This is a genomic window from Arcicella sp. GW821-FHT09D11 (genome assembly GCF_059416265.1).
On the sequence record NZ_JBWKOV010000002.1, the window covers coordinates 281696 to 304993 of the forward strand.

General features: G+C 35.5%; 16 protein-coding genes. 7 read left to right on the forward strand and 9 right to left on the reverse strand.

The window, feature by feature from the left end:
- Nucleotides 1–51: 51 nt before the first annotated feature.
- Entirely contained in the window at nt 52–888 is an 837-nt protein-coding gene (locus AC07N0_RS06465) for a sugar phosphate isomerase/epimerase family protein (RefSeq protein ID WP_492801619.1), read from the reverse strand.
- Between the two features lie 254 nt (nt 889–1142).
- On the opposite strand from AC07N0_RS06465, the gene AC07N0_RS06470 reads away from it, so the two are divergent.
- Complete coding sequence (locus tag AC07N0_RS06470; protein ID WP_494588555.1) at nt 1143–2036, forward strand: AraC family transcriptional regulator; 894 nt, start codon at nt 1143–1145, stop codon at nt 2034–2036.
- On the opposite strand, the gene AC07N0_RS06475 is transcribed toward AC07N0_RS06470, so the two are convergent.
- On the reverse strand, nt 2014–2457 hold the full coding sequence (locus AC07N0_RS06475) for a transcription elongation factor (RefSeq protein WP_494588556.1): 444 nt from the start codon (nt 2455–2457) through the stop codon (nt 2014–2016). The two genes, AC07N0_RS06470 and AC07N0_RS06475, sit on opposite strands and share 23 nt — an antisense overlap.
- Before the next feature lie 191 nt (nt 2458–2648).
- Nucleotides 2649–3659, reverse strand: a complete 1011-nt coding sequence (locus tag AC07N0_RS06480) for a GntR family transcriptional regulator (protein ID WP_492801625.1) — start codon at nt 3657–3659, stop codon at nt 2649–2651.
- 387 nt (nt 3660–4046) lie between these two features.
- Here AC07N0_RS06480 and rhaT point away from each other — a divergent pair, with 387 nt between their 5' ends.
- From rhaT to AC07N0_RS06495, 3 genes are all read left to right on the forward strand, one after another.
- Nucleotides 4047–5123 carry an L-rhamnose/proton symporter RhaT gene (rhaT, locus tag AC07N0_RS06485; RefSeq protein ID WP_492801627.1) on the forward strand — a complete coding sequence of 359 codons (1077 nt, stop codon included), beginning with the start codon at nt 4047–4049 and terminating at the stop codon, nt 5121–5123.
- Nucleotides 5124–5558: 435 nt separating this feature from the next.
- Nucleotides 5559–6698 (forward strand): FIST signal transduction protein, encoded by a 1140-nt coding sequence (locus AC07N0_RS06490; RefSeq protein WP_492801628.1) that lies wholly within the window; start codon nt 5559–5561, stop codon nt 6696–6698.
- Between the two features lie 5 nt (nt 6699–6703).
- The gene (locus tag AC07N0_RS06495; RefSeq protein ID WP_492801630.1) at nt 6704–8230 is read left to right on the forward strand and encodes a response regulator; all 1527 of its coding nucleotides are present in this window, start codon (nt 6704–6706) and stop codon (nt 8228–8230) included.
- A 70-nt stretch (nt 8231–8300) separates the two neighbouring features.
- Here AC07N0_RS06495 and AC07N0_RS06500 read toward each other — a convergent pair whose 3' ends face one another.
- Nucleotides 8301–11189 carry a PAS domain S-box protein gene (locus tag AC07N0_RS06500; protein ID WP_494588557.1) on the reverse strand — a complete coding sequence of 963 codons (2889 nt, stop codon included), beginning with the start codon at nt 11187–11189 and terminating at the stop codon, nt 8301–8303.
- A 496-nt stretch (nt 11190–11685) separates the two neighbouring features.
- The gene (gene recQ / locus AC07N0_RS06505; protein ID WP_494588558.1) at nt 11686–13830 is read right to left on the reverse strand and encodes a DNA helicase RecQ; all 2145 of its coding nucleotides are present in this window, start codon (nt 13828–13830) and stop codon (nt 11686–11688) included.
- A gap of 182 nt (nt 13831–14012) precedes the next feature.
- Between recQ and AC07N0_RS06510 the strand changes: the two genes are divergently transcribed.
- Nucleotides 14013–15737, forward strand: a complete 1725-nt coding sequence (locus AC07N0_RS06510; RefSeq protein WP_494588559.1) for a M3 family oligoendopeptidase — start codon at nt 14013–14015, stop codon at nt 15735–15737.
- Between the two features lie 74 nt (nt 15738–15811).
- Here AC07N0_RS06510 and rpsJ read toward each other — a convergent pair whose 3' ends face one another.
- Nucleotides 15812–16117, reverse strand: a complete 306-nt coding sequence (gene rpsJ, locus AC07N0_RS06515) for a 30S ribosomal protein S10 (protein ID WP_184135098.1) — start codon at nt 16115–16117, stop codon at nt 15812–15814.
- A gap of 553 nt (nt 16118–16670) precedes the next feature.
- On the opposite strand from rpsJ, the gene AC07N0_RS06520 reads away from it, so the two are divergent.
- Nucleotides 16671–17378 carry a hypothetical protein gene (locus AC07N0_RS06520; protein WP_494588560.1) on the forward strand — a complete coding sequence of 236 codons (708 nt, stop codon included), beginning with the start codon at nt 16671–16673 and terminating at the stop codon, nt 17376–17378.
- 29 nt (nt 17379–17407) lie between these two features.
- On the opposite strand, the gene AC07N0_RS06525 is transcribed toward AC07N0_RS06520, so the two are convergent.
- On the reverse strand, nt 17408–18118 hold the full coding sequence (locus AC07N0_RS06525) for a pseudouridine synthase (protein ID WP_494588561.1): 711 nt from the start codon (nt 18116–18118) through the stop codon (nt 17408–17410).
- A gap of 141 nt (nt 18119–18259) precedes the next feature.
- Here AC07N0_RS06525 and AC07N0_RS06530 point away from each other — a divergent pair, with 141 nt between their 5' ends.
- On the forward strand, nt 18260–19525 hold the full coding sequence (locus AC07N0_RS06530) for an aminotransferase class V-fold PLP-dependent enzyme (protein WP_494588562.1): 1266 nt from the start codon (nt 18260–18262) through the stop codon (nt 19523–19525).
- Between the two features lie 350 nt (nt 19526–19875).
- On the opposite strand, the gene AC07N0_RS06535 is transcribed toward AC07N0_RS06530, so the two are convergent.
- Together AC07N0_RS06535 and AC07N0_RS06540 are read right to left on the reverse strand one after the other, a co-directional pair.
- Nucleotides 19876–20124 carry an acyl carrier protein gene (locus tag AC07N0_RS06535; protein WP_309920974.1) on the reverse strand — a complete coding sequence of 83 codons (249 nt, stop codon included), beginning with the start codon at nt 20122–20124 and terminating at the stop codon, nt 19876–19878.
- 95 nt (nt 20125–20219) lie between these two features.
- On the reverse strand, nt 20220–23282 hold the full coding sequence (locus AC07N0_RS06540) for an efflux RND transporter permease subunit (RefSeq protein WP_494588563.1): 3063 nt from the start codon (nt 23280–23282) through the stop codon (nt 20220–20222).
- Between the last annotated feature and the right edge of the window lie 16 nt (nt 23283–23298).

Genomic DNA, 23298 nt, shown 5'->3' on the forward strand with positions numbered 1-23298 from the left:
GCTGTGAGCCTTGAGCTTTTTTGGTTTAGGCAAATGACAATTGCTCATAGCTCAAGGCTTATAGCTCATTGCTTGAATAAACTCCAAGCTTTCTATCATCAGTGTTTCTTCATTTTCAAACATCTTTCGCCAAATGTTGGCTACTGCTAGTTTTGAACTAAAGGCTTCTACTGATAAATAAGCGTCGTATTGTATTTCTTCTAAAGCGGTAAAAACGTCTGTCCAGTTTACATTACCTTTCCCTACCGTGCTTCTGTCGTTCTCAGATAATTGCACATGTACTAAATGCTTGCTTAGTTTTCTGATAGCATCTCCCAAGCTTTTCTCTTCAATATTGGCATGGAAAGTATCAAACATTATTTTGCAATGTGGATGATTGATGTCTTCTACTAATTGTAATAGTTCATCCGCACACGAAACTAAATAACTTTCAAAACGATTGAGGTATTCTAAGCCTAGTACAACACCTTTCTCTTGTGCGTAATCTGCAAGTTCTCTCAGGTTTTCTACTGCCCAATTCCACTCTTCTTCAGTAGCAGGCTTTCCTGTAAAATGACTTAGTGCTGAATGATACGGTCCCGTTAATAAATCTGCCCCCAATACTACTGCACAGTCGATAGCCTTTTTATTTCTTGCTAAAGTAGCGGCTCTCATAGCTGGGTCTGGACTAATTTGATTAAAGTCTGGGCCACATATTGTTACTGCAATTCTATCCAACCCTAACTCGTCCAATTTTGTACGCCATGCTTGCCAATGCTCAGGGTCAACATCAAAAATCGGTACTTCTACTCCTGTAAAACCAATTGCTTTTATTTGTTCAAGAACAGGGAAAAGACTTTCGTCAATGGTTGTACCCCATAAAAGCAGATTCATTCCGTATTTTTTCATAATTAATTTATGGTGATTTATCAGAAACAATAACTTTATTACGAGCTAATATTTAAAATAAAGTCCCTGATTTTCAAAGATTAAGCAAAAACTTAAAAGCTTTGCTAGTTTAAAGTTTGTTAAACAGATAAGATTTTTTAACAATACAAAATAATCTAAAAAAAGTCATAAAAAACTCCGCTGTTTTGATTAGTTTTGACTGTATTTTGATATTTTTATTATTAACATCCATAATTATAGTAAAAAAATAGGTTTTGAAAAGTCCCTTAAACAAAAGCATAGAATCGCCCAATCATTCTTTTACTATTAAAGAATTGAAGGAACCATACTTTGACCCCAACTGGCATTTCCATCCGCATTATCAGTTATTTGTGGTGCTGGAAGGCACGGGAACACGGTTTATTGGGGATAATATCAAACACTTTGAAGCAGGCGATATGGTGTTCGTAGGACCAGACTTGCCCCATCTTTGGCGAAGCGATGAAGTGTATTTTCAGGGAAATCATGCGTTAAAAACACATGGTATTGTAGTGTATTTTACAGAAGATTTTTTAGGAAAAGATTTTTTTGAAAAATATGAAATGACTAAACTCAAGCATTTCTTTTTAAATGCTAGTCGTGGGTTAGAAATCAGCGGAGGCTTGCATGATAAGATACTTACTTTCATGAAAGAGCTATTGCCATTGCAGGGTTTTGAAGGAGTATTGAAATTGTTAGAAATGCTGAATCTATTAGCAAACGCTAGTGAATATGAATTTATCAGTAGTGTTGGCTATACCAACCCTTATAAAACTTCAGAAACAGAACGGATGCATAAAGTACACGAATATGTGCTGAATAACTACCGAGCATCTATCAACTTAACAGAAGTATCATCTTTAGCAGGGATGGCTCCTGCTGCTTTCTGCCGTTATTTCAAGGCAAGAACGAATAAAACTTTTTCTGATTTTGTGAGCGAACTTCGGGTAGGTTATGCCTGTAAATTGTTGATGGAAGATAAATTGAGCGTAACGCAGGTATGTTATGAAAGTGGGTTTAATACTTTATCAAACTTTAATAAACAGTTTAAAGATTTAAAAGCACAAACGCCCTCGCAATTTAGGCTAGCCTTTGGCGATACTTCGTTTAAAAAATCTCCTCAATCATAGCCTCTTTGCCTCTAAAATTAAAGGTTTCTCCTTTACCCTTACCCATTAACAATGCTCCTATAGGCGACTGCGGCGAAATTATCATGATGCTGTCGTTATCAATTTTACAGATGCCCACACTAACAGCTAGGAAATAATTTCCGCTAGACGTTTTAAGATAAGCCCCAACCGCACCTTTTTTAAAGGTAAGACTCATATCAATTCTTTCTACAATGGCTTTTTCTCTTTTAGCTTGTTCGTGCATTAAGCCATGCATATCTCTATCGAGTTGCCCCATCGCTCTTGAGGTTTCGTATTTATCCCCTGCTGATGATTTAGATTCTTCATTGGCAGAAGCCTGAGCCGCCTGCATGGCATCATAAGAAGTTTGTATTCTTTGGTCTAAAAAGTTTTTTATATAATCGACAATCTGTTGTTTCATACTTTTGTAGCTATCAGCTTTGAGCAATGAGCTGTGAGCCTTTAGCTTATTATTTTTATAGCGGAGGGGCTCAAGGAGGAATGGTTATTACTCATCTGTAAAGAACATATCAGCTTTGAGTAATGAGCTATCAGCTTTTTAAACAGCGACAGATAAAAGCTCATAGCTCACTGCTCAAAGCTGATAGCTACCTAAAGCGTTTCTCTTCGAATCATGTAAAATGGATTCTTGATTTTAATTTTTTTATTATCTAATAGCAATGCCGCTGCAGTTCTGCCCATTGTTTCAAAATCTGTGGTGACTACCGTAATTCCTAAAAGCTCTTTTAAAGTAGTTTCGTTAAAAGAAACTACCCCGATTTCAGTGCCAAGGGCATAGCTCGACTGTCGTACTTTTTTAACCAATTCTGCTAAATCGTGTTCTTCCACTACCACGTAGGCTGTTTGTGGTATCAAAAATGTTTCATCAGCATTCTCTCGGATAACAAATTCTTTGTGCGCATTTACACAAAAATAACGAACACCCCGTACAATATCTACAGGATAATTGCCATCGCTAGGAAAAACTAATACCACTCGGTTATATTTAGCAAACAAATCATTAGCACTTTCTAGTGCTTCTGCTACATCTCGTTCAAAATCCTGATAGACTGCCAAGCACTCGTGTTTGTATTCGGGCAAATCTTTGTCAAGGAGTACTAATTCATCTGAAGGAATTTTTTCTAAAGCCTTCATGGCAATAGCCTTTTCTGAATCAGGGAAAAAATGAGGCATAACTACATAATAATTGTACTTGCCAAGGTTCTTATCGATGATTTCATCAAAAAGCCGAGCATTATAATGATGAATTTGTAAATCAACCGACGCTTTATCGCCCAGTACTTTCAAGAATGCATAGTATATTAATTTTTTGTACGAGCTTAATTTGTTGAATATCAGAAGAATACGCATTTTTCTGCTTTCTCCACTATTCACATAATATCCTTTCCCTTGTACAGAGGTAATAAATCCTCTTTCTTTTAATTCTCGATAGGCTTTTTCTACGGTGTCGCGCGCTAAGTAATATTCTTCGCTAAGTTCGCTAATAGAAGGGAGCTGTTCGTTTTTCTTCAATACATTGCGTTCAATATCCGAAATAACCGATTGAATAATCTGCTTGTACTTTGGTGTTTTATCGCTTGGATTGAGTTTGAGCTGGTACATATTCTTAGAAAAATCAGCTTCATACCATTTCGTTTAGAACGAGGTGTAAGGCTGAAAATTAATTTGAGCTAGACATTCTTTTAATTTAATCTTCTGAGCAGGGAAGTGCATGATAGTTCCCTTTCATTTTTGGTTTATCCTTGTAAAATTTTATACGATTCCAAGAACCAAATTTACAAACTATTATTTCAAAGAACTAGAATTATAAAAATTACTCAAAAATTGATAATCAATTTCTTCGATGATTTTAAAAATGTTCTCCAAATATGATTTGTAGTAATTCTTGATATCCACTGAATAATTAAAAATACTTTTTTCTTATAAAACTGTAAACACAATGGCCTTTTAATGGAGTGTTTACGTAGTTAAATTCAAAAATAATTGATTATGGGAGCAATTTTGGGCGTTATTTTTCACTTTATTGGTGGCTTTGCATCTGGGAGTTTTTATATTCCTTATAAAAAAGTTAGAGGGTGGTCATGGGAGAGTTATTGGATAGTAGGAGGGGTTTTCTCTTGGTTAGTAGTACCACCTTTAGCAGCTTACCTTACCATTCCAGATTTTTCTTCGATTATTGCTGGTAGCGAAGGCAGTGTTTTATTTTGGACATACACGATGGGCGTTTTGTGGGGAATTGGCGGATTAACTTATGGTCTAGGGGTAAGATATTTGGGTATATCATTAGGTAGTTCAATTATTCTAGGGCTTTGCTCTGTATTTGGTTCAATTATTCCCTCTATCTATTACTACTTTAATAAAACCGCTGGAAAAGATACTATCTACGATTTAATTTCTACTAGCTGGGGACAAATGGTATTGCTTGGCTTAGCCGTTTGTGTACTAGGTATTGTGATTTGTGGAAAAGCTGGTAGCAGAAAAGATAAAGATTTAGTAGGACAAGTAAATGCTGAAAATCAAGAATTTGATATTGTAAAAGGGCTTACCTTTTCAATCATTTCAGGGATATTGAGTGCTTGTTTTAGTTTTGGTATTGAAGCAGGGTCAGCAATGTCTAACATTGCCAATGAAATTTGGGTAACAAACAACCCTGGACAAGGCGAGTTTTTGTATCGTAACAATGTGGTATATGTAGTTATTCTTTGGGGAGGCTTAACCACCAACTTAATCTGGTGTGTTTACTTAAACTTCAAAAATAAATCTTTTGGAGATTATACCAATGCTCAGACGCCTTTATTGAAAAACTATGTTTTCTGTGCAGTAGCAGGTACTACATGGTTTTTACAATTCTTTTTCTATGGTATGGGCGAAAGCAAGCTAGGTAATGGACCAAGCTCTTGGATACTTCACATGGCATTTATCATTTTAGTAGCCAACTCTTGGGGGCTAGTATTGAATGAATGGAAAGGTGTTTCTAAAAAAACATTGTCTACTATTCTAGTAGGTATCCTAACAATTGTCATTTCTGTATTAATAGTAGGGTATGGAAATTCGTTGAAAGGCTAAGAATTTTTTTATAAAAAAGATGAGCATCAAATTTAAAAGTTTGGTGCTCTTTTTTTATGCCCATCAATTGGCTTGTAGAGGTAAGTAATTGAAATAAACGTTGAATATTTCTGATAAATGTCTTTTTAGCATGGTCAAAAAATAATACACTTAAAAATAACATTATTTAGCTAAGCTTTTTTTGATTAATGAAGGATATCTTCTGCTAAATTTTATTTGAATATGAAATACGCATAATATCTTTTTTTTAAGAATAGTAGTATCTTTGAATTTAAGGACAAATTTTTGTGTAATTTAGATAAGAGATTCTTTCCCTTTTATCTATAAATCAGAGGTTTGAGATAGGCGTGTCGCTGTTATCTATCGTAATTTAATAATTGGTTTAGAAAAATATTTTAATCAATAATATCAATTAAAACCTAACCTTAATTTACAATGAAAATCCAACAAAGCGTATTCAAAAACAATCAGTGGAAAAGTATCTCAGAAGGCAATGATTTTGTTGCCTCAAATGCAAATTTGGTTTTAGCCTTTGGCGAACGAATTTGTCTCGAAACAGTTAAGCCCTATCAATATCTTAAAGATTTATACCCTAATGCAGATATCGTAATTAATTCTACTTCTGGAGAAATTTATCAAGATTCCGTCCACGATGGTTCAATTATCGTAACTGCTATACAATTCGATAAAACACTTGTTAAAAGTATTGCTATAGATATTCAAAGCCATTATGAAAGCGGAAGTGCTGGCGAAAAAATAGCATCTGGCTTAGAAGGAGACAACCTAAAAGCCATTTTCATTATTTCAGATGGTTCTAAAGTAAATGGGAGTGAATTGATTGCTAGCTTGAACCACAAAATCAATGAAAATATTTTGGTTTCTGGTGGTTTAGCGGGTGATGGATCAAGGTTTGAAAAAACATTGGTTAGTCTCAACAATGACCCACAAGAAGGAAAAATCGTTGCCGTAGGACTTTATGGTGAAAATCTCAGATTAGGACATGGAACCATGGGTGGCTGGGATGGTTTTGGTCCTGAACGCAAAGTAACAGAGTCGGAATACAATATATTATACAAAATTGGAGATGTAGCCGCACTAGATTTATACAAAGAATACCTAGGTAAATATGCAGAGGGGCTTCCTGGGGCTGCGCTTCTTTTTCCTTTATCCATGCGTGAAACCGAAGATTCAGAACCAGTAGTAAGAACAATTCTTTCGATTGATGAAGAAAAGAAGAGTATGACTTTTGCTGGTGAATTACCAAAAGGCTCTTTGGTGCGTTTTATGAAGGCCAATTTTGACCGTTTAGTTGACGCTTCAGCCAAAGCTGCCCAAGACTCTATTCAACCTTTTGAAGATTCTCCAGAATTAGCCATTTTGGTAAGCTGTGTAGGAAGAAAATTAGTACTTGGACAAAGAACTGAAGAGGAGGTTGAGGCGGCCCGTGAAATAATGGGTGATGATACTATTATAACAGGTTTTTATTCATACGGAGAGATATCACCTCTCAATCCGAATGCTCGTTGTGGATTGCATAATCAAACCATGACAATAACCACACTTTCTGAAAATTGATTATAATGAATAATACAACATTTCATCGCTTACTTGCCAAGCAAATAAAAAAACATTTATCAGACGAATGTTTGGAAAATGAAAACTTCCAGACCTTTATAAAAGCTGTTAATGATTCATATCTTAGTTTTGATAGAGACAAAGAATTATTTGAACATTCTTCTTTATTGAATGATAGAGACTATGCTGAAATCAATACTAAACTTAAGGAGGAAATAAAACAAAGACGCCTTTCTGTTGAAAAATTGATTGAAGCTATTTATTCGTTAGAAGTAAATGAAAGCTCTGAAGTAAAATCTTTAGATCCTGATAATCTACTGGAATTGATGGATTTCTTAAAAATTCAAATTGATAATCGTAAGCAACTTGAATTTGATCTTATCCGCTCGAAAGAAGAGGCAGAGGCTGCTACACAGGCAAAATCAGAATTTCTTTCAATGATGAGCCATGAGATTCGTACTCCTTTGAATGCTATCGTAGGGCTTACTTATTTGATGCAACAAGAAGAAGTATCGGAATCGTTGGCTGAAAATTTAAAAATACTTCAATTCTCGACGAATAATTTACACGTACTTATCAACGATATCTTAGATTTTAGTAAGATTGAAGCTGGCAAAGTTGAGCTTGAAAATGTTCCTTTTGATATTAAACAATTGATATCAAACATCAAAAAAGCCAATCAGATTAAGGCTGAGGAAAAAGGAAATAAGATAAAATTAATGATTGATGATGATGTACCTAATGTCGTAGTCGGAGATGCCTTACGTTTAGGACAAATCATCACAAACTTAGTATCGAATGCCGTTAAGTTTACTAAAAATGGAAGCATAACAGTAGAACTTGCTCAGCAAAGAAGAACAGCAACACATGTAACGCTGGATATTTCTATTACTGATACGGGGATAGGTATTCCAGAGGAAAAGCAAGCAATGATTTTTGATAAATTTACGCAAGCTAATTCTGAAACTACGCGTCAGTTTGGTGGTACTGGTCTTGGCTTAGTAATTACAAGAAGCTTGTTGCAATTACACGGCAGTGATATTAATCTTCAAAGTGCAGAGGGCAAAGGTTCAACATTTTATTTCACGTTAGAATTAGAAATAGGTACTGAGCTAAGAGCAAAAGTATCGAGTGAAGGACATAATGAATTGCTTAACGAACATACCTTAAAAGGAGTAAGGGTGCTTTTGGTTGAGGATTATCCGATGAATATCAAAGTAGCGACTAAATTCTTAGAACGTTGGCAAATTGTGATTGATGTAGCTGAGAATGGACAACTTGCGATAGATAAGTATCAAAAAGGAAAGTACGATTTAATATTAATGGATATTCAGATGCCAGTATTAGATGGATATTCTGCAACAGCCAGAATCAGAGAGTCTGACACGGATATACCAATTATTGCATTGACGGCTTCAGCTACGCTGAACAATCAGGACAGGGCATTTTTAGTGGGAATGAATGACTATGTTACCAAACCATTCAACCCTAATGAGCTTTTCCAGAAGATTGCGAAATATAGTTATAGATAGTCATTATTATTACATAAAAAAAGGCGCTTAATGAATTTTCATTAAGCGCCTTTTTTATGTAAAGAGTGTTTTATAAAGCTGCTTGAAGCTTACTTAATTCGGCTTTCAATACAGGGATTCCTTCACTTAATTTAATTTGAAAAGCATTCCAATGAGCCAAGATTCCTTCGTATTCTGGATTTTCTTTGATTTTCTTTTCCATAACAAGCAAATACTTCTCTAGCTCAGTTAATCCAACCATGCCTAATGTTGGCTTTAATTTATGCGTAAGTTTTCTTAAATCTTCCCACTTTTGTTCATGAATTAAACTCGGAAATTCATTGAAATCTGGCAGTACATCTTCTAAAAATGTCTGAAAAATATCAGCTGCATATTCTTTGTCATCTCCGTAAAGATCATCTAAGCGTTCCTTGTCAAGAACAATGCCGTGGGTATAATCATTATTACTAGCACTAGTAGATGACTCTTCTGGTACAAGCACAGCATATTCAGATTTTGTATTTACATAATTCTGAATGACACTCAATAAGTGATTTGGAGAAAAAGGCTTAGTCACGAAATTATTCATGCCTACTTCAAATGCTTTATTTTTTTGATCAAGCATTGCCGAAGCCGTTAGGGCAATAATAGGCGTGTTTTGATTAATATTTTCAGTGTTACGAATCTTAATCGTCGCTTCATATCCATCCATATTTGGCATTTGGATATCCATCAAGATAATATCAAAACGTTCTTTCCTAGCCTTCTCGACAGCTTTTTTACCATCGGAAGCAATGGTGTAAGTAAAATGCCATTTGCTCAATAAGCTACTAATGTATTTTTGATTCATGGCATTGTCTTCAGCAACGAGTACCTTACACGACTCTAGGTTACTGTTTGCTTCTTGAATGACATGATTATTTTTTACAACTTCAGTTTTAGCCTTTTGGAAAGGTAGCGTGACGATAAAAGTAGTTCCTTCTCCTTCTCTACTTCTTACCACGATGGTTCCGCCTTGTAGTTCTACTAGCTGTTTAGTAATGGCTAGCCCCAAACCTGTTCCTTTGTGTTTATGTCCTTGTTCAGAATCTACTTGTTTGAATTTCTGGAAGATTAAATCTAATTTATTTTCAGGAATACCAATCCCTGTATCTGAAATCTTGAATTCAATCCAACAAGTGTCTAATTCCTCCCTTTGAAGTTTCACCATGATATCAATACTGCCTTGTTCTGTAAACTTTTCAGCATTGCCTATGATATTCAACAATATTTGGTTGAGTAGTAAATCGTCTCCTAAATAATTGCCACTTATTTTTACATCTGTCAATAGATTAATTTCTACAGGGCTACTATCAAGTTTTATCTGGAAAACCCTTTGAATAGTACGGAGTAACCCAACCAATTCAAAAGGATGCTTGTGTATCTCTATTCGTCCTGCTTCTATTTTTGCCATGTCTAATAAATCTGAGATAAGACTGTGTAAAAAATCAGCTGATGTTTTCAAGATATCCAAGTATTCAAATTGCTCATTTGTTGGACGTGTATCAAACATCAAATGGGTCATACCAATAATAGCATTCAGAGGCGTACGAATTTCATGGCTCATATTTGCCAAGAATTGCTTTTCAGCTTGTCTAGCTTCCTCTGCGATTACTTTCGCTTTTGCTAGTTCTTGTTCAAGGAGTTTTCTAGCAGTAATGTCGTAATGAATACCCATAGAGGCTACTACGTCTCCATGTTCATCCATAATAGGCGCACCGCTAATTAATACCCAGATAGGCGTTCCGTCTTTCTTAATTAACGATAATTCATACGAACTTGCTTCTCCTTTTTCTCTTTCTTCTTGACGCTCGTCAACAATTTCTGTTTCAGCTTCTGGCAAAAACAATTCTTTGGCATTTTGCCCAACAAGTTCTTCATTGGTATAGCCCAACATTTCGCAGAAACGGTCGTAGGCTCTTAGGATTGTATGGTTATTGTCAACTTCCAATAAACCCAACTCCATATTATCTAAAATACCTCTATACTTTTCTTCACTTTTACGAAGTTGTTCATGAGCTAAATATTTATCAGTTACGTCAGAATAATTGAATAAATGCCCTTTGTATTGCCCTTCAAGAAAGATAGGAATATAGTTTCTTTCTACGATTCGGCCATCTACTAACTCAATTTGTTCGTCTATTACAATTTCTCTTTTATTTAAAATCTCTTCGACTCTAACAACAAATTCTTCAGGATTTTTGAAAAGTTTTTTTACATCATCTATCAGCGTAAAGCAATTAATTCCCACAAGGTCATTAGGTGCTTTAGTGATTTCGAACAAATCGCAAAACAATTGATTGGTTAAAATGATGGTATGGTGTTCATCTTCTACCAAAACGCCTTTTTGTAGGTTTGAAATCAAATTTCCAAACCGAGCTTGCGTAGCTCTCAGGGTATCTTCAGTTGTTTTTCGTTCTGTAATATCTCGCGCAACGGCTACTAATTCAATAGAGTCGTCGTCGTTTTCAATGCGTCTTACGTTCTGACCAATCCACACTATTTGACCAGATTTTGATTTTATAGGAAATTCATTATAAGTACTTTCTTCCTTATTCTGAACCATTTCCGTATAGAAATTAATAAGGGATTCTTGATACGCTGGTAAAACTAAAGTAGTAAAATGTTGGCCGATAATTTCATCTTCAGAAAAGCCTAATCTTTCTTTTACAACTGGATTAACATAGGTAAAGTAGCCATCCACAGATACTTTGTAAATAATATCCTGAACAGACTCTATTAAATGACGATATCTTTTCTCTGTTTTTTGTAATTCACCAACAGTAGTTTTTACTTGTTGCTCAAGGCTTTGGTTAAGTATTTGTAATTTTTCAGTGGTCTGGTAGAGTTCCAAAGCCTTCTTTTCCAAGATATTCTCAGTTTCTTGATGAGCTTGTTTTTCTAGCTCTATTTGACGCTTGAGCTTTTCTATTTCTTCCATATTAATTTTTTACACAATCAAAGGTTTTTGCTTCAACCCGCTAGTTGGGATATATAAAACATAAAATTTTCCAAAATATTAAACTTTATAAAAGTTTAATATTTGTTTATCATAAAGCGTGTAGGTTGAAGTTATTAAATCACACTTTTTAATGAATTTAAAAAATGGTTAATGGTACTAAATAATGATACTTATATATGGTTTTTGTTTATTCAATATGCTTGTGTGTTATTGGGAAAAAAGAAGTTAGCTTAGGATTAAAACTAAAATCCATTTAGACTTTTAGAAACGCTAAAATTGAGTGCCAAATGGAACTTTGAAGTTTATAAATTAATTATTTTGTACTGAATTTATGAGGTTATAGGAGATTACATAGCTTTGATAAATGACTATGAAATTTAGCATTTTTTTTGTTAAAAATGTGTGTAGTGACAATAATTATACAAAATAACATTAAAGTTTTACTTTTTATAAAAATATCTTGATAATAGCTTTTTTATTTTACCTTTTCTGCCATTAAAAGCGCTATTCTTATTTTATGATATTCATATTTTGCATCCATCGCTTCAAATAAAGGTTTTACAGGGTCGCCTTTTTTTACGTTCATTACTTTGGCTGCTCCCATAATTTGTTCATATTCAGTGGGAGTAATAAAGGCTGAAATATCAATGTTTTCTCCATCTTCATACAATTTGGCAAGATGTGAAAAAATAGTAACAGGGTTCAAATTTCGTTGTTCTGCAATTTCTTCTATCGAAAAACCTTCTTTGTACAACTGGAAAGTATAATGATGGGTATCGATGCCTGTAGCCTGGCTACCTTTTGGAACAGTTTTCAGAAAATTTCTAATTTCAAGTAAGAAAGCCTCTCCAAATTGTCGATATTTCTGTTCACCTACTCCCGAAACATTCATGATTTCTAACTGAGTAAGAGGTTTTTTCTGTGCCATATCTGATAGCGTAGCATCTGAGAAAACCACAAAAGGCGGAATATTTCTATCATCCGCTATTTGTTTTCTTAGCACTCTCAAACGCTCAAACAGGGCATCTTTAATAACTTCTTTTTTGCTTTTCTCTTTTGGTATATTGGCTTCGCGTTCGGCTTGTTTTTCTTCAAAGGGTCTATAACGCACCAATTGTACTTTTCTGCCTTCCTTTAAGATAGCCCACGATGCCTTATTGAGCTTATAAGCATGGGCTTCGTCATAAGCAATATCCATGACACCCGAATTCAGCATTTGTTGTAAATAGTCTGCCCACTCATCCGCTTTTAACTCTTTCCCTACCCCAAAAGTTTTGATTTCATGGTATTTATGTTCGATAATTCTTCTGTTGTTCGCCCCTCTCAGAATATCAATCAACATACTCATAGCAATGTTTTCACCAGTACGAGCAATGGCCGAAAGAGCTTTTTGGGCTATTAATGTAGCATCAAACCTAATCGGAGGGTTTTTACAAACATCACAATTACCACAATCGGTTGTAACCTCTTCGTTAAAATAGCTCAAAAGGATACGTCGTCTACAAATTTCAGCTTCGGCATATTGTTTCATCCGTTCTACTTTGGCTACTTGCACTTCTTTCATTTCAGCAGGCAATTCCGACGTAGCAATCATATCTTTCCTGACTAATAAGTCATTATAAGAATAGAAAAGTAAGGTATCCGACTTTAGTCCATCACGCCCAGCACGACCAATTTCCTGATAAAAACTTTCTACATTTGATGGCATCGAATAATGGATTACCCAACGCACATTCGATTTATCAATACCCATTCCAAAAGCGATAGTGGCTACTATTACCTGAATGTCATCTTGAATAAATTGATTTTGCACTCTAGAACGTTCATTGGCAGGCATTCCTGCATGATAACACTTAGCGTTAATGCCTACTTTTTGTAAGGCTTCGGCTACGGATTCAGTGTTTTTTCTACTCAGACAGTAAATGATACCACATTGTCTAGGATGTTCTGCAATAAAGTTTTGGATAATTTTAACACGATTCCTTCCTGCTTGTACAGCAAGCGAAAGGTTGGGTCTATCAAAAGAAGAAATGAAAACTTTTGCATCGGGAATGCCCAATTGAGATAATATGTCTTTACGGGTCACTTTGTCGGCAGTGGCTGTTAAAGCAATCATCGGTACGTTTGGTAACGCTTTTTTTAAGACGTTCAGTTTAGTGTATTCTGGTCTGAAGTCATGCCCCCATGTAGAAACACAGTGCGATTCGTCAATGGCAAACAGGCTAATATTTAACGAAACTACCCATTCTAAATATCCTTGTGTAAAGAGTTTCTCTGGAGAAATATATAATAGTTTTAGCTCGCCATTTCTACATTGGCGTTCTATATTGCTTTGTTCTTGGGTAGTTAGGGATGAATTGACATACTCCGCCGCAATACCATTAGCCTTTAAGGCCTGCACTTGGTCGTGCATTAAGGCAATTAATGGCGAAATCACCAAGGTTAACCCTTGCATCATCAAGGCTGGAATCTGAAAACATAATGATTTTCCCCCGCCCGTTGGCATCAACACCATTGCATCTTGCCCATAAAGGACCCAGTCAATAATATCTGATTGTAATGGTCTGAAGGCATTGTAGCCGTAGTATTGCTTAAGGACTTGTTCTTTGGTGAGTGACATGAATTTTTACCGAACGTAGGAGTTGTTTAAATGGCATTTTTATGCAATTTACATTTTTCAGGTGATTTTTGCTTAAGATTAGGGCAATGAAACAAAGTTCTATTACTTTTGATAAACAAAATTTAACATACGAGTAGCTTGAAATCTGATAAATAGCTACCTACTTCTTTGATTAAAATAAAATGACAAAATCCATAAACATTAATCCACCAATCCGTAAATTTTTAACGGCAGATTTTCAATTAAGCACTTGGGAAAGTGTAAAACCTTTATTTGATAATTTAGTAGAACGTACTATTAATAGTGCAGAAGATTTACGTAAGTTTTTCACTGACCGTTCTGAATTAGAAAGCTATCTTTCTGAAAACTTTGCTTGGCGTTATATCAAAATGACTTGTGATACGGGCGACAAAGAAATCAAAGCAAATTTTGACGATTTTGTTACTGAAATACAACCTCATTTGGCTGAATACGACGATGTTTTGAATAAAAAGACGTTGGAAAGCCCATTTTTGGATGAGTTGACTGATACAGGTTTTGACATTACGATTAGGGGAATGAAGAAATCGACTGAAATTTTCAGAAATGAAAACATTACGTTGTTTACTGAAATTCAGAACCTTTCTAGCCAATATCAAGCGATAGTAGGAGCGATGACGGTTGAGCTTGACGGACAAACCAAAACTTTACAACAAGCAGGAGTTTTCTTGGAAAATGCCGACCGTACACTAAGAGAATCTGTTTATAGAAAAATACAAGAACGCCGCTTTCAAGACCACGAGAAGCTGGACGAGCTTTTTAATAAATTGACAGCTTTGCGTCATCAGATTGCCTTGAATGCAGGGTTTGAAAATTACCGTGATTATTCTTTTGCAGCATTAAAGCGTTTTGATTATACGGCTGCCGATTGCTTTAATTTCCATGATGCCGTAGCTGAAACCCTTGTTCCGATGTTGAACAATTTAGCGAAGGAAAGAAAAAGTGCTTTAGCTGTTAGCGAATTACGTCCTTGGGACAAAGGCGTTGATGCACAAGGGCGCCCAGCGTTACATCCTTTTAAAGGAGGAGAAGATTTATTGAATAAAACCATTGAATGTTTTACGCAATTAGATCCATTCTTAGGCGAATGCCTAACCATTATGAAAGAGATGGGGCGTTTGGATTTAGAGTCAAGAGTCGGAAAAGCACCAGGGGGATATAATTATCCATTAGAAGAAACAGGCTTTCCGTTCATTTTTATGAATGCCTCATCATTGATGCGTGACGTAATTACGATGCTTCATGAGGGCGGCCATGCGGTGCATTCTATCGTGACGAAAGATTTGATGTTGAATACTTTCCGTAATTTCCCTTCGGAGGTAGCAGAATTAGCTTCGATGTCGATGGAACTGATTTCGATGGATTTCTGGAATGTGTATTTTGATAACGAGGAGGAGTTAAAGCGTGCTAAAATTCAACATTTGGAAGACATCATCAGTACACTTCCGTGGGTAGCAACGGTTGATAAATTCCAACACTGGATTTATGAAAACCCAACGCATACGGTTGAAGAGCGTACTAAGGCTTGGGTAAATATCTACGAAAAATTTACTGATTCGATAACGGATTGGTCTGGTTTAGAAAATTATAAATCGTGGATGTGGCAACGTCAATTACATATTTTTGAATTGCCTTTTTATTATATCGAATACGGTATTGCACAGTTAGGCGCTATTGGTGTATGGAAAAACTATAAGGAGAATCCAGAAAAAGGATTGGAAGGATATTTGAATGCTTTGAAATTGGGTTATACCAAACCAATGCGTGAGATTTATGAGGCGGCCAATATTCCTTTTGATTTTTCAAAAGAACACATTGCTTCGTTGATGGATTTCGTGCAGGCAGAATTAGCCATTTTGAAAAAGTAAGTATGCTCCAAAACTAAAAAATCCCTTTTAACAATGTTAGAAGGGATTTTTTGTATGTATCTAAGCAAGGAAAACTACACCTTGATTTCAACATCAACACCTGAAGGCAACTCTAATTTCATTAACGCATCAACTGTTTTTGGAGAAGATGAGAAAATATCAATTAGACGCTTGTAAGTACATAATTGGAATTGTTCACGAGCTTTTTTGTTAACGTGTGGAGAACGCAAAACTGTGAATTTTTCAATTTTTGTAGGCAAAGGAATTGGTCCTGAAACCACTGCACCTGTAGCTTTAACCGCTTTCACGATTTTCTCAGCCGATTTGTCCACCAAAGTGTGGTCAAATGACTTCAATTTAATTCTGATTTTTTGATTCATCGAATTGGTACGTTTAAATGATTTGATTCCCTTAACGAAAGTACCATTAGCTTCATTTTCGGGACTGCAAAATTAGTGAATTTATTCATACTCAGAACGATAACAACCAAAAATATTTAGCAATTCTATTGAAATGTTTTATGTCATTTCCAATATTTTAGGAGAGTACTCCCCAAAAAATAAATCAAAAAGCATTTTTTAAGTAAGAATTAAAGAGCAAAAGTTAACAAATGTTAATGAGAGAAATATCTGAGTAAAGAAAATCTATCCGTTACTAAAAACGTATTTGAGCATAACAAAATATTGAATGTTTATTCAATATTTTAACGCTTTTTGGGGTGAATGACTGGTTTTATTTTACAAACCGTATAGGTAATATATTTCCTGTTTTGGAATTTTACTATACTCTTGCAAAAATAAATTAATATTATTTTTTAAAATATATTTAATTGATTATCAACAATTTATGTGTTTTTATTGAAAAATTAAAATAAATGTTTCCAACTATTACAACTACGGTGGGGTCATTGTTGAAACAAACTTTTTAAAAATCATGAAAAAAATCATTTTAAGTGTATTCGTAGCCTCACTGTTATTCTCATGCTCTATGGAGAATACTCCTTACATTCCGACGTATACTATTGGCGAAAATTTTAATACTTCAATAGAGGGTTGGAAAGGAGATTTTGCAGATTATCCAGTAGGTTCTGAAGATTTCTATGAGTTAAAATTTGCTCAGGCTAAGTTGCCAATGCCATTGGATACCACCAAAAAAGCATTGAGAATTTCGGGCAATAATCATAGTGATGATTTGTTTATGTATATCACCAGAAAATACTCTGGTTTGAAGGCTAATCAGAAGTATTCGATAAGCTTTGAAGTAGAATTTGCTTCGAATGCTCCTTCAAATGCAATGGGTGTGGGTGGTGCCCCTGGCGAAAGCGTTTATTTTGGATTAGGCTTTACCTCAATCGAGCCTAAAAAAGTGATAGATAGTACCTCTAATCACTACAAAATGAACATTAAAAAGATGCAACAGGCGACTAGTGGCGACGACATGAAAGTGTTTGGAAACATTGCAAATGGTACTGAGAAAAGTGAGTATAAATTAATCAGAAAATCAGGAGTACTTACAGGAACTACTGATGCTAAAGGAGACATTTGGTTGATTTTAGGCACTGATTCGGGTTTTGAAGCCACTACTACTTTGTACTACACAGGCTTAAAGGCGATTGTTCAAGAAGTACAAGGAAGCATTTAATTTAGCGAAGGACTTTTGATGCATCAGCATTAAAGTCCTTTGGTATTCATGCCAATGGCAGAAAGTATTCGAGTAAACTCTTCGTTCATCGGAGCAATGATTCGAGTACTTTCTTGCGTAAATGGATGAGTGAATACTAATTCTTGTGCATGTAAAAGCATGGTATGTAAATCGAATTTTTCTTCAAACATTTTATTATGTTTACATTCGCCATACGTTTTATCGCCTATCAAATAATGCCTTAATTGAGCAAAATGCCTGCGAATTTGATGCATTCTACCTGTTTCTGGTGAAATCTCTGCTAGAGAATACCGCGAAGTTGGATAGCGACTTACTTCAATCTGAAGTTCTATTTGTTGCAAACATCTAAAATGGGTAATGGCGTCTTGAAATCCTCCTTTCTCACGTTCCAAAGGTCTGTCAGTCATACCCGTTTCGGGTAAAAAACCCCTTACTAAGGCTAAGTATTTCTTCTGGATACTATGGGCTTCAAATTGCTTTTTTACTTCTTTATCTGCTTCTGCCGAAAGGGCAAATAATAATACACCTGAGGTCTTGCGGTCTAAACGATGGCAAGGACTAACCCAACAATTCAATTGGTCGCGTAATAGTTGTAACGCAAAAACACTTTCATCGGCAGCAATAGAAGAACGGTGTACCAATAAATTATGCGGTTTGTTAATAGCAACAAAATGTTCGTCTTGGAAAAGTATAGGAAGTGGTGGAAATTCTTGAGACATTCAGCGTGAGATTACATCAAATATTGATGCAATTTACGATGCTTTTTACCGAATTCAGAAAATTCCATTTTTAAAGTCTTATTTATTCTGTAATTTCAAGGAAAGCAACACTATTTAATACTTCTTCTCCAAACCGTACTCATGCTTTCCAAACGTCAATTCCTAAAAACATTTACAGGTATTTCGGCTATTTCGATGCTGGATATTGAAAGTCTTCTGGCAAAAAAAAGTGATATTCCTGCCCAGCAATTAGCCGAAGATGAAGCTTTTTGGTTAAACATCCGACAAGCCTATAACTTCACTCATGATTTTATCCATCTTGAAAATGGCTATTATTCTTTAGCTTCTAATGAAGTATTAGAAAGCTATATTCAACACATACGGGATGTAAACAAGGTGTCATCTTATTATATGCGGACTCGCCAGTTTGATGATAAATTGGTTTCTCGAAAACAATTGGCAGACTTGCTCGGCTGTTCGTATGAAGAACTAATTATTACACGGAATACTACTGAGTCGCTAGATACTATCATTGCGGGCTTTAATTGGAAAGAAGATGATGAAGCCATTATGGCTGAACAAGATTATGGAGCGATGTTGGATATGTTCAAGCTACAAGCACGTAGATATGGCATGGTGAATAAAATAGTGTCAGTACCTAATCATCCAAAATCAGACGAAGAAATTGTGGAGGTGTATGAAAAAGCTATTACGCCCAAAACTCGTTTACTAATGATTTGCCACTTAATTAATATTACAGGACAGATTTTACCTGTTAAGAAAATTGTAGAGATGGCACATCGTCATGGAGTAGAAGTGATGGTAGATGGTGCTCATGCTTTTGGTCATTTAGATTTTAAAATTGCAGACCTTGGGGGTTGCGATTATTATGGTAGTAGTTTGCATAAATGGCTTGGAAATCCGTTAGGGGCAGGGATTCTTTATGTCAGGAAAGATAAAATAAAACAGATTTGGCAATTGTATGGAGATATGAATTTTGCCGATGACGATATTCGTAAACTGAATCACACAGGGACCGTACCTGTTGCTACAGACTTAGCCATTCAGGATGCTATTAAATTTCATCAGAAAATTGGTATTCAACGAAAGGAAGCTCGTTTAAGATTCCTTCAAAAATATTGGACAGATAAAGTACGAGACAATCCGAATATCATACTCAATACTCCTAAAGAAAATACCCGTAGTTGTGCTATTGCCAATGTGGGCGTAAAAGGGAAAACTCCTCCTGAATTATCAAAGCTTCTTTTTGATAAATACAAAATCTTCACGGTGGCGATTGCTAATCAAAAAGCGAATGTGATGGGTGTAAGAGTAACCCCACATTTGTATATTACTACGCAGGAGTTGGATGTGTTTGTAAAAGCGTTGAACGAAATAGCTGGCTGAGTATTATTATCAAATAGAAGCTATCTCCAATTTTTCCTAGAATAGTATAGTTTAACAAAAAAGCCTCGTAGAGGCTAAATATCGGTAGCTACATTTGTGGTAAAATGTAAACGGATATTTCCCTCCTAGCCCCATCGGGGCGAAATATTTCGACCCAATGGGGCTAGGAGGTGGCTAGCAAGATACTTCTACCGATATTCCGTTCCTAACGGAACTATGAATCAAAAAAGCGGTTGAAAACTAATTTCAACCGCTTTTTTGATTTTAACATTCGGAATGACTAATTTTTTGATGATAATTGAAGATTTTGGATAAGATTAAATTTATATTAAACTTTTCCAAAGTTGTAATTAAGCTTCTACACGAACAAGATTTGCTTCCATTACTTCAGACAACTGTTTTATCGTCTGGATTTTATCCACTTCATTATCTGGCAAAACAATTCCATAAGTATTTTCTAAATAAACAATTAATTCAAGGAATTCTAATGAGTTCATCCCTAAATCTGCATAAAAACGTTTCTGTGGTGCAATTAATCGCGGATTGATATAGAAATTCCGTGATAAAAATTGAATAAGTTTACTCGTGTTGAATTTCATTGATTTAAAATTTTAATTTAATAGATAAAATTCTCTCTGTTAAAAACGCTCAATGATATTCAAATAGTATTTCACTTAGGGCTTGTAAAAGCTTATTAAGCCACAGTTGCTTTTTTACTAATACTTGGCGGAAGTAACTTATACATTACTGGCGTAACCAAACGAGCCAACAATGTAGAACTTGTAATACCACCGATTAGTACAATTGCCAAAGGCGAATACAAATCAGAATATTCAATGATCAATGGAATTAATCCTCCGATGGCAGTGAATGATGTTAATAAGATGGGTACGAAACGAATTTCACCTGCTTGGTGAATGGCTTCGTCTAGTTCCATCCCGTCTTCTCTGAGTTGATTCGTGAAATCTACTAATAAGAGCGAGTTTTTAATTTCTATACCAATTAAGGCTATAAAACCAATTACGGCCGTAAACGATAAATTTTCTCCTGCAATTAACAGCCCAACAATGGCTCCGACAATTCCCAGAGGAATAACGGAAAGTACAATGAGCGTCGATTTAAAATTCCTAAATTCTAAGATAAGAATAGCAATCATCCCAAAGACAGTTATCAGGATAATTACCCCTATGCCTCCGAAAGATTTTTCTGCATTTTCTGCTTCACCCGATACGGTATAGTAAAAACCTTGTGGGAATTTGAATTTATTCAATTTCTGAATTAATTCTTGATTTACTTTGGCAGTATTATAACCAGACTTCAAAAACGTAGAAATGGTTACATAGCGGTCTTTATTATAATGTTTAATCTGGTTGGGTGAAGTTTCAAATTTCACTTCAATCAATTGCTTCACAGGAATAGCTGTTCCTAAGGCATTATTGACGTAGAGATTATCAAATACCTCAAAATTCTGTTTGGTATCAGTTCTTGGAATCGAAACATTAATGTTATAGTCATCAATTTGTCCTTCTTCACGATAAGTCCCTACATTCAAGCCCGCAATGCCCAAACGCACTGTGCGGTCGATATCTGAAATGTTTACGCCCAACAAACCAGCTTTTTCCTTGTTGATATGTACTCTTAGGTCAGTTGGTTGTACTCTTAGCGGATTGTCTGTATAAATAGAGCCTTCCTGAGCTGCTAAAATCTTTTCAATTTGCCCAGCAATGATTCTTAAACTATCTAAATTATTCCCAAAAACTCTGTAAGCAATCGGTGCTTCCAAAGGTGGGCCTTGTTCAAAATCTTTTACTTCAATTTTAGCATTTGGATAATTAGCCAACTGAGTTCTCAGGCGGTCGATTATCTGCTTTTTCTCCTTCGTTTCAACATCTTGTAAAAGAACAAAAATCTGGCCAAAGTTTTCAGATTCTGCCCCACCAATTACATTATAATAAATCCTTGGATTGCCTCTACCAATGTTAGCCGCAATGTTTTTAATTTCTGGTTCTTTTTTTAATTCATTTTCTACAAAACGCACTACTTCGTTCGTCGCTTTTAGGTTGGTTCCTACAGGTGTTGTTATGTTGACCAAAAACATGGGCTTTTCGGAAGTAGGGAAAAGCGAGAAGCCTAAAAAGAATTTGGCAATCATCATCACGCCTACAAAGATGCCTAAAGAACCTGCCAAGGTGATTTTGGGATGTTTTAAACACCAATCCATCAATTTACCATAGGTAGCAGAAATCAAACGCTTCATGCCTCTTAAAATGAAATTACCATCAGCATTTTCATGATTTTTTAAGATAACACTTGATAAAAACGGCACGATAGTCAAGGCCACAACCATAGAGGCTAGTACTGTAACACTTACAGCCATAGGTAAACTACGAATGAATTTTCCAGCGGCTTCTGGTAAGTTGGCCACAGGTAAAAAAGCAAAGATTAAGAGTACCGTACAACCTACTACTGCTAAGCTAATTTGTTTGGTGGCATCAATCGCCGCTTGTTTTTTAGGAATCCCCATCCGCATAAATCGCTCAATGTTTTCGACGACTACGATAGAATCATCTACCAGAATACCCAATGCTACAATCATCCCAACAATAGAAAGTTGGTTGATGGTAAAACCTAAGGCATATAAAAGGGCTAATCCAATGGCCAATGAAAGCGGAATAGAAATCATAACCACTAAACTGGCCCTAGAACCCAAAGGCAAAAGGGTAATCAAGACCAATAAGATAGCAATGCCGAAATCTTTGGCGAAACGCATCAAGCGTTTATCAACAGATTCTGCTTGATCGAATACTTTTACCAAGTCTACCGATTTAGGTAATGTCTTTTTGAACTCCTCGATTTTTGGGTCAGTCTGTGCTCGTACTTTAATAATGTTTTGCCCAAACTTCTGGCAGGCAGTTACAAACACACTTCTGTGTCCATTTAAGCGCGTTTTATGGGTTTCGTCTTCGTAGGCATATTTTACTTCTGCAATGTCTTTTAAATAAACGATTTTAGTGCCGTTGGTAAATACAATAACGTTTTTGATTTCCTCAATATCTTTAAAATTGCCAGAGGTTTTTACATTGAATTTTTTGTTTGAAAGATTCAACGAACCACCCGGAATATTTACGTTTTCAGACTGAATAGCTCCTAACACTCTGTTGACAGGAATTTTGTCTTGTGCCAATTTTGCCTGATTCAACTCAACCGAAATCTTTCGCTGAGGAAAGCCCCAACTTTTAATATTTTTTAGAGAACGGTTTTTCTCTAAAGTTTTTTCCAAATCGTCGGCATACTTTTCTAATTGAGAATAGGGGAGGTTTTCAGATACCAAGGCAAATTGGTAGATATTTACACCGTCGGGCTGATACCGTTCTATGCGTACATCTAGCACATCGGCGGGTAACTCTTTTCTAACGGCGTTCATTTCACGCACTATCTCTTGGTATTTTTCTTCTGGGTCCGACTCAAAAGCATATTCTACCTGAAAAATAGCTACACCATCATAAATACTGGTTCTAACTCTTTCGATATTATCTAATTCGTTGATACGCTTTTCTACTACATCGGCTACTAACTGCTCAACGTCTTTTGGCGATGCACCTGGGTAAATAACAGTGACACCAAACTGAGGAGAAGAAAATTCAGGGTCTTCTCCACGAGGCATATTCAATAAGGAGTAAATACCTATTGAAAGGATACCCAAAAACACGACCAGCGTGAATTGGTAATTTTTAACTGAGAATTCAGAGATTTTCATAATAATTTTATTTGAG

Excerpts from the sequence above, each read along its gene's own strand:
- AC07N0_RS06480 (WP_492801625.1), bottom strand. The coding sequence starts at position 3,659 with ATGTACCAGCTCAAACTCAATCCAAGCGATAAAACACCAAAGTACAAG.
- AC07N0_RS06465 (WP_492801619.1), bottom strand. The coding sequence starts at position 888 with ATGAAAAAATACGGAATGAATCTGCTTTTATGGGGTACAACCATTGAC.
- AC07N0_RS06475 (WP_494588556.1), bottom strand. The coding sequence starts at position 2,457 with ATGAAACAACAGATTGTCGATTATATAAAAAACTTTTTAGACCAAAGA.
- rpsJ (WP_184135098.1), bottom strand. The coding sequence starts at position 16,117 with ATGAATCAAAAAATCAGAATTAAATTGAAGTCATTTGACCACACTTTG.
- AC07N0_RS06520 (WP_494588560.1), top strand. The coding sequence starts at position 16,671 with ATGAAAAAAATCATTTTAAGTGTATTCGTAGCCTCACTGTTATTCTCA.
- AC07N0_RS06525 (WP_494588561.1), bottom strand. The coding sequence starts at position 18,118 with ATGTCTCAAGAATTTCCACCACTTCCTATACTTTTCCAAGACGAACAT.
- rhaT (WP_492801627.1), top strand. The coding sequence starts at position 4,047 with ATGGGAGCAATTTTGGGCGTTATTTTTCACTTTATTGGTGGCTTTGCA.
- AC07N0_RS06540 (WP_494588563.1), bottom strand. The coding sequence starts at position 23,282 with ATGAAAATCTCTGAATTCTCAGTTAAAAATTACCAATTCACGCTGGTC.
- AC07N0_RS06490 (WP_492801628.1), top strand. The coding sequence starts at position 5,559 with ATGAAAATCCAACAAAGCGTATTCAAAAACAATCAGTGGAAAAGTATC.
- AC07N0_RS06510 (WP_494588559.1), top strand. The coding sequence starts at position 14,013 with ATGACAAAATCCATAAACATTAATCCACCAATCCGTAAATTTTTAACG.
- AC07N0_RS06530 (WP_494588562.1), top strand. The coding sequence starts at position 18,260 with ATGCTTTCCAAACGTCAATTCCTAAAAACATTTACAGGTATTTCGGCT.
- AC07N0_RS06535 (WP_309920974.1), bottom strand. The coding sequence starts at position 20,124 with ATGAAATTCAACACGAGTAAACTTATTCAATTTTTATCACGGAATTTC.
- AC07N0_RS06495 (WP_492801630.1), top strand. The coding sequence starts at position 6,704 with ATGAATAATACAACATTTCATCGCTTACTTGCCAAGCAAATAAAAAAA.
- recQ (WP_494588558.1), bottom strand. The coding sequence starts at position 13,830 with ATGTCACTCACCAAAGAACAAGTCCTTAAGCAATACTACGGCTACAAT.
- AC07N0_RS06500 (WP_494588557.1), bottom strand. The coding sequence starts at position 11,189 with ATGGAAGAAATAGAAAAGCTCAAGCGTCAAATAGAGCTAGAAAAACAA.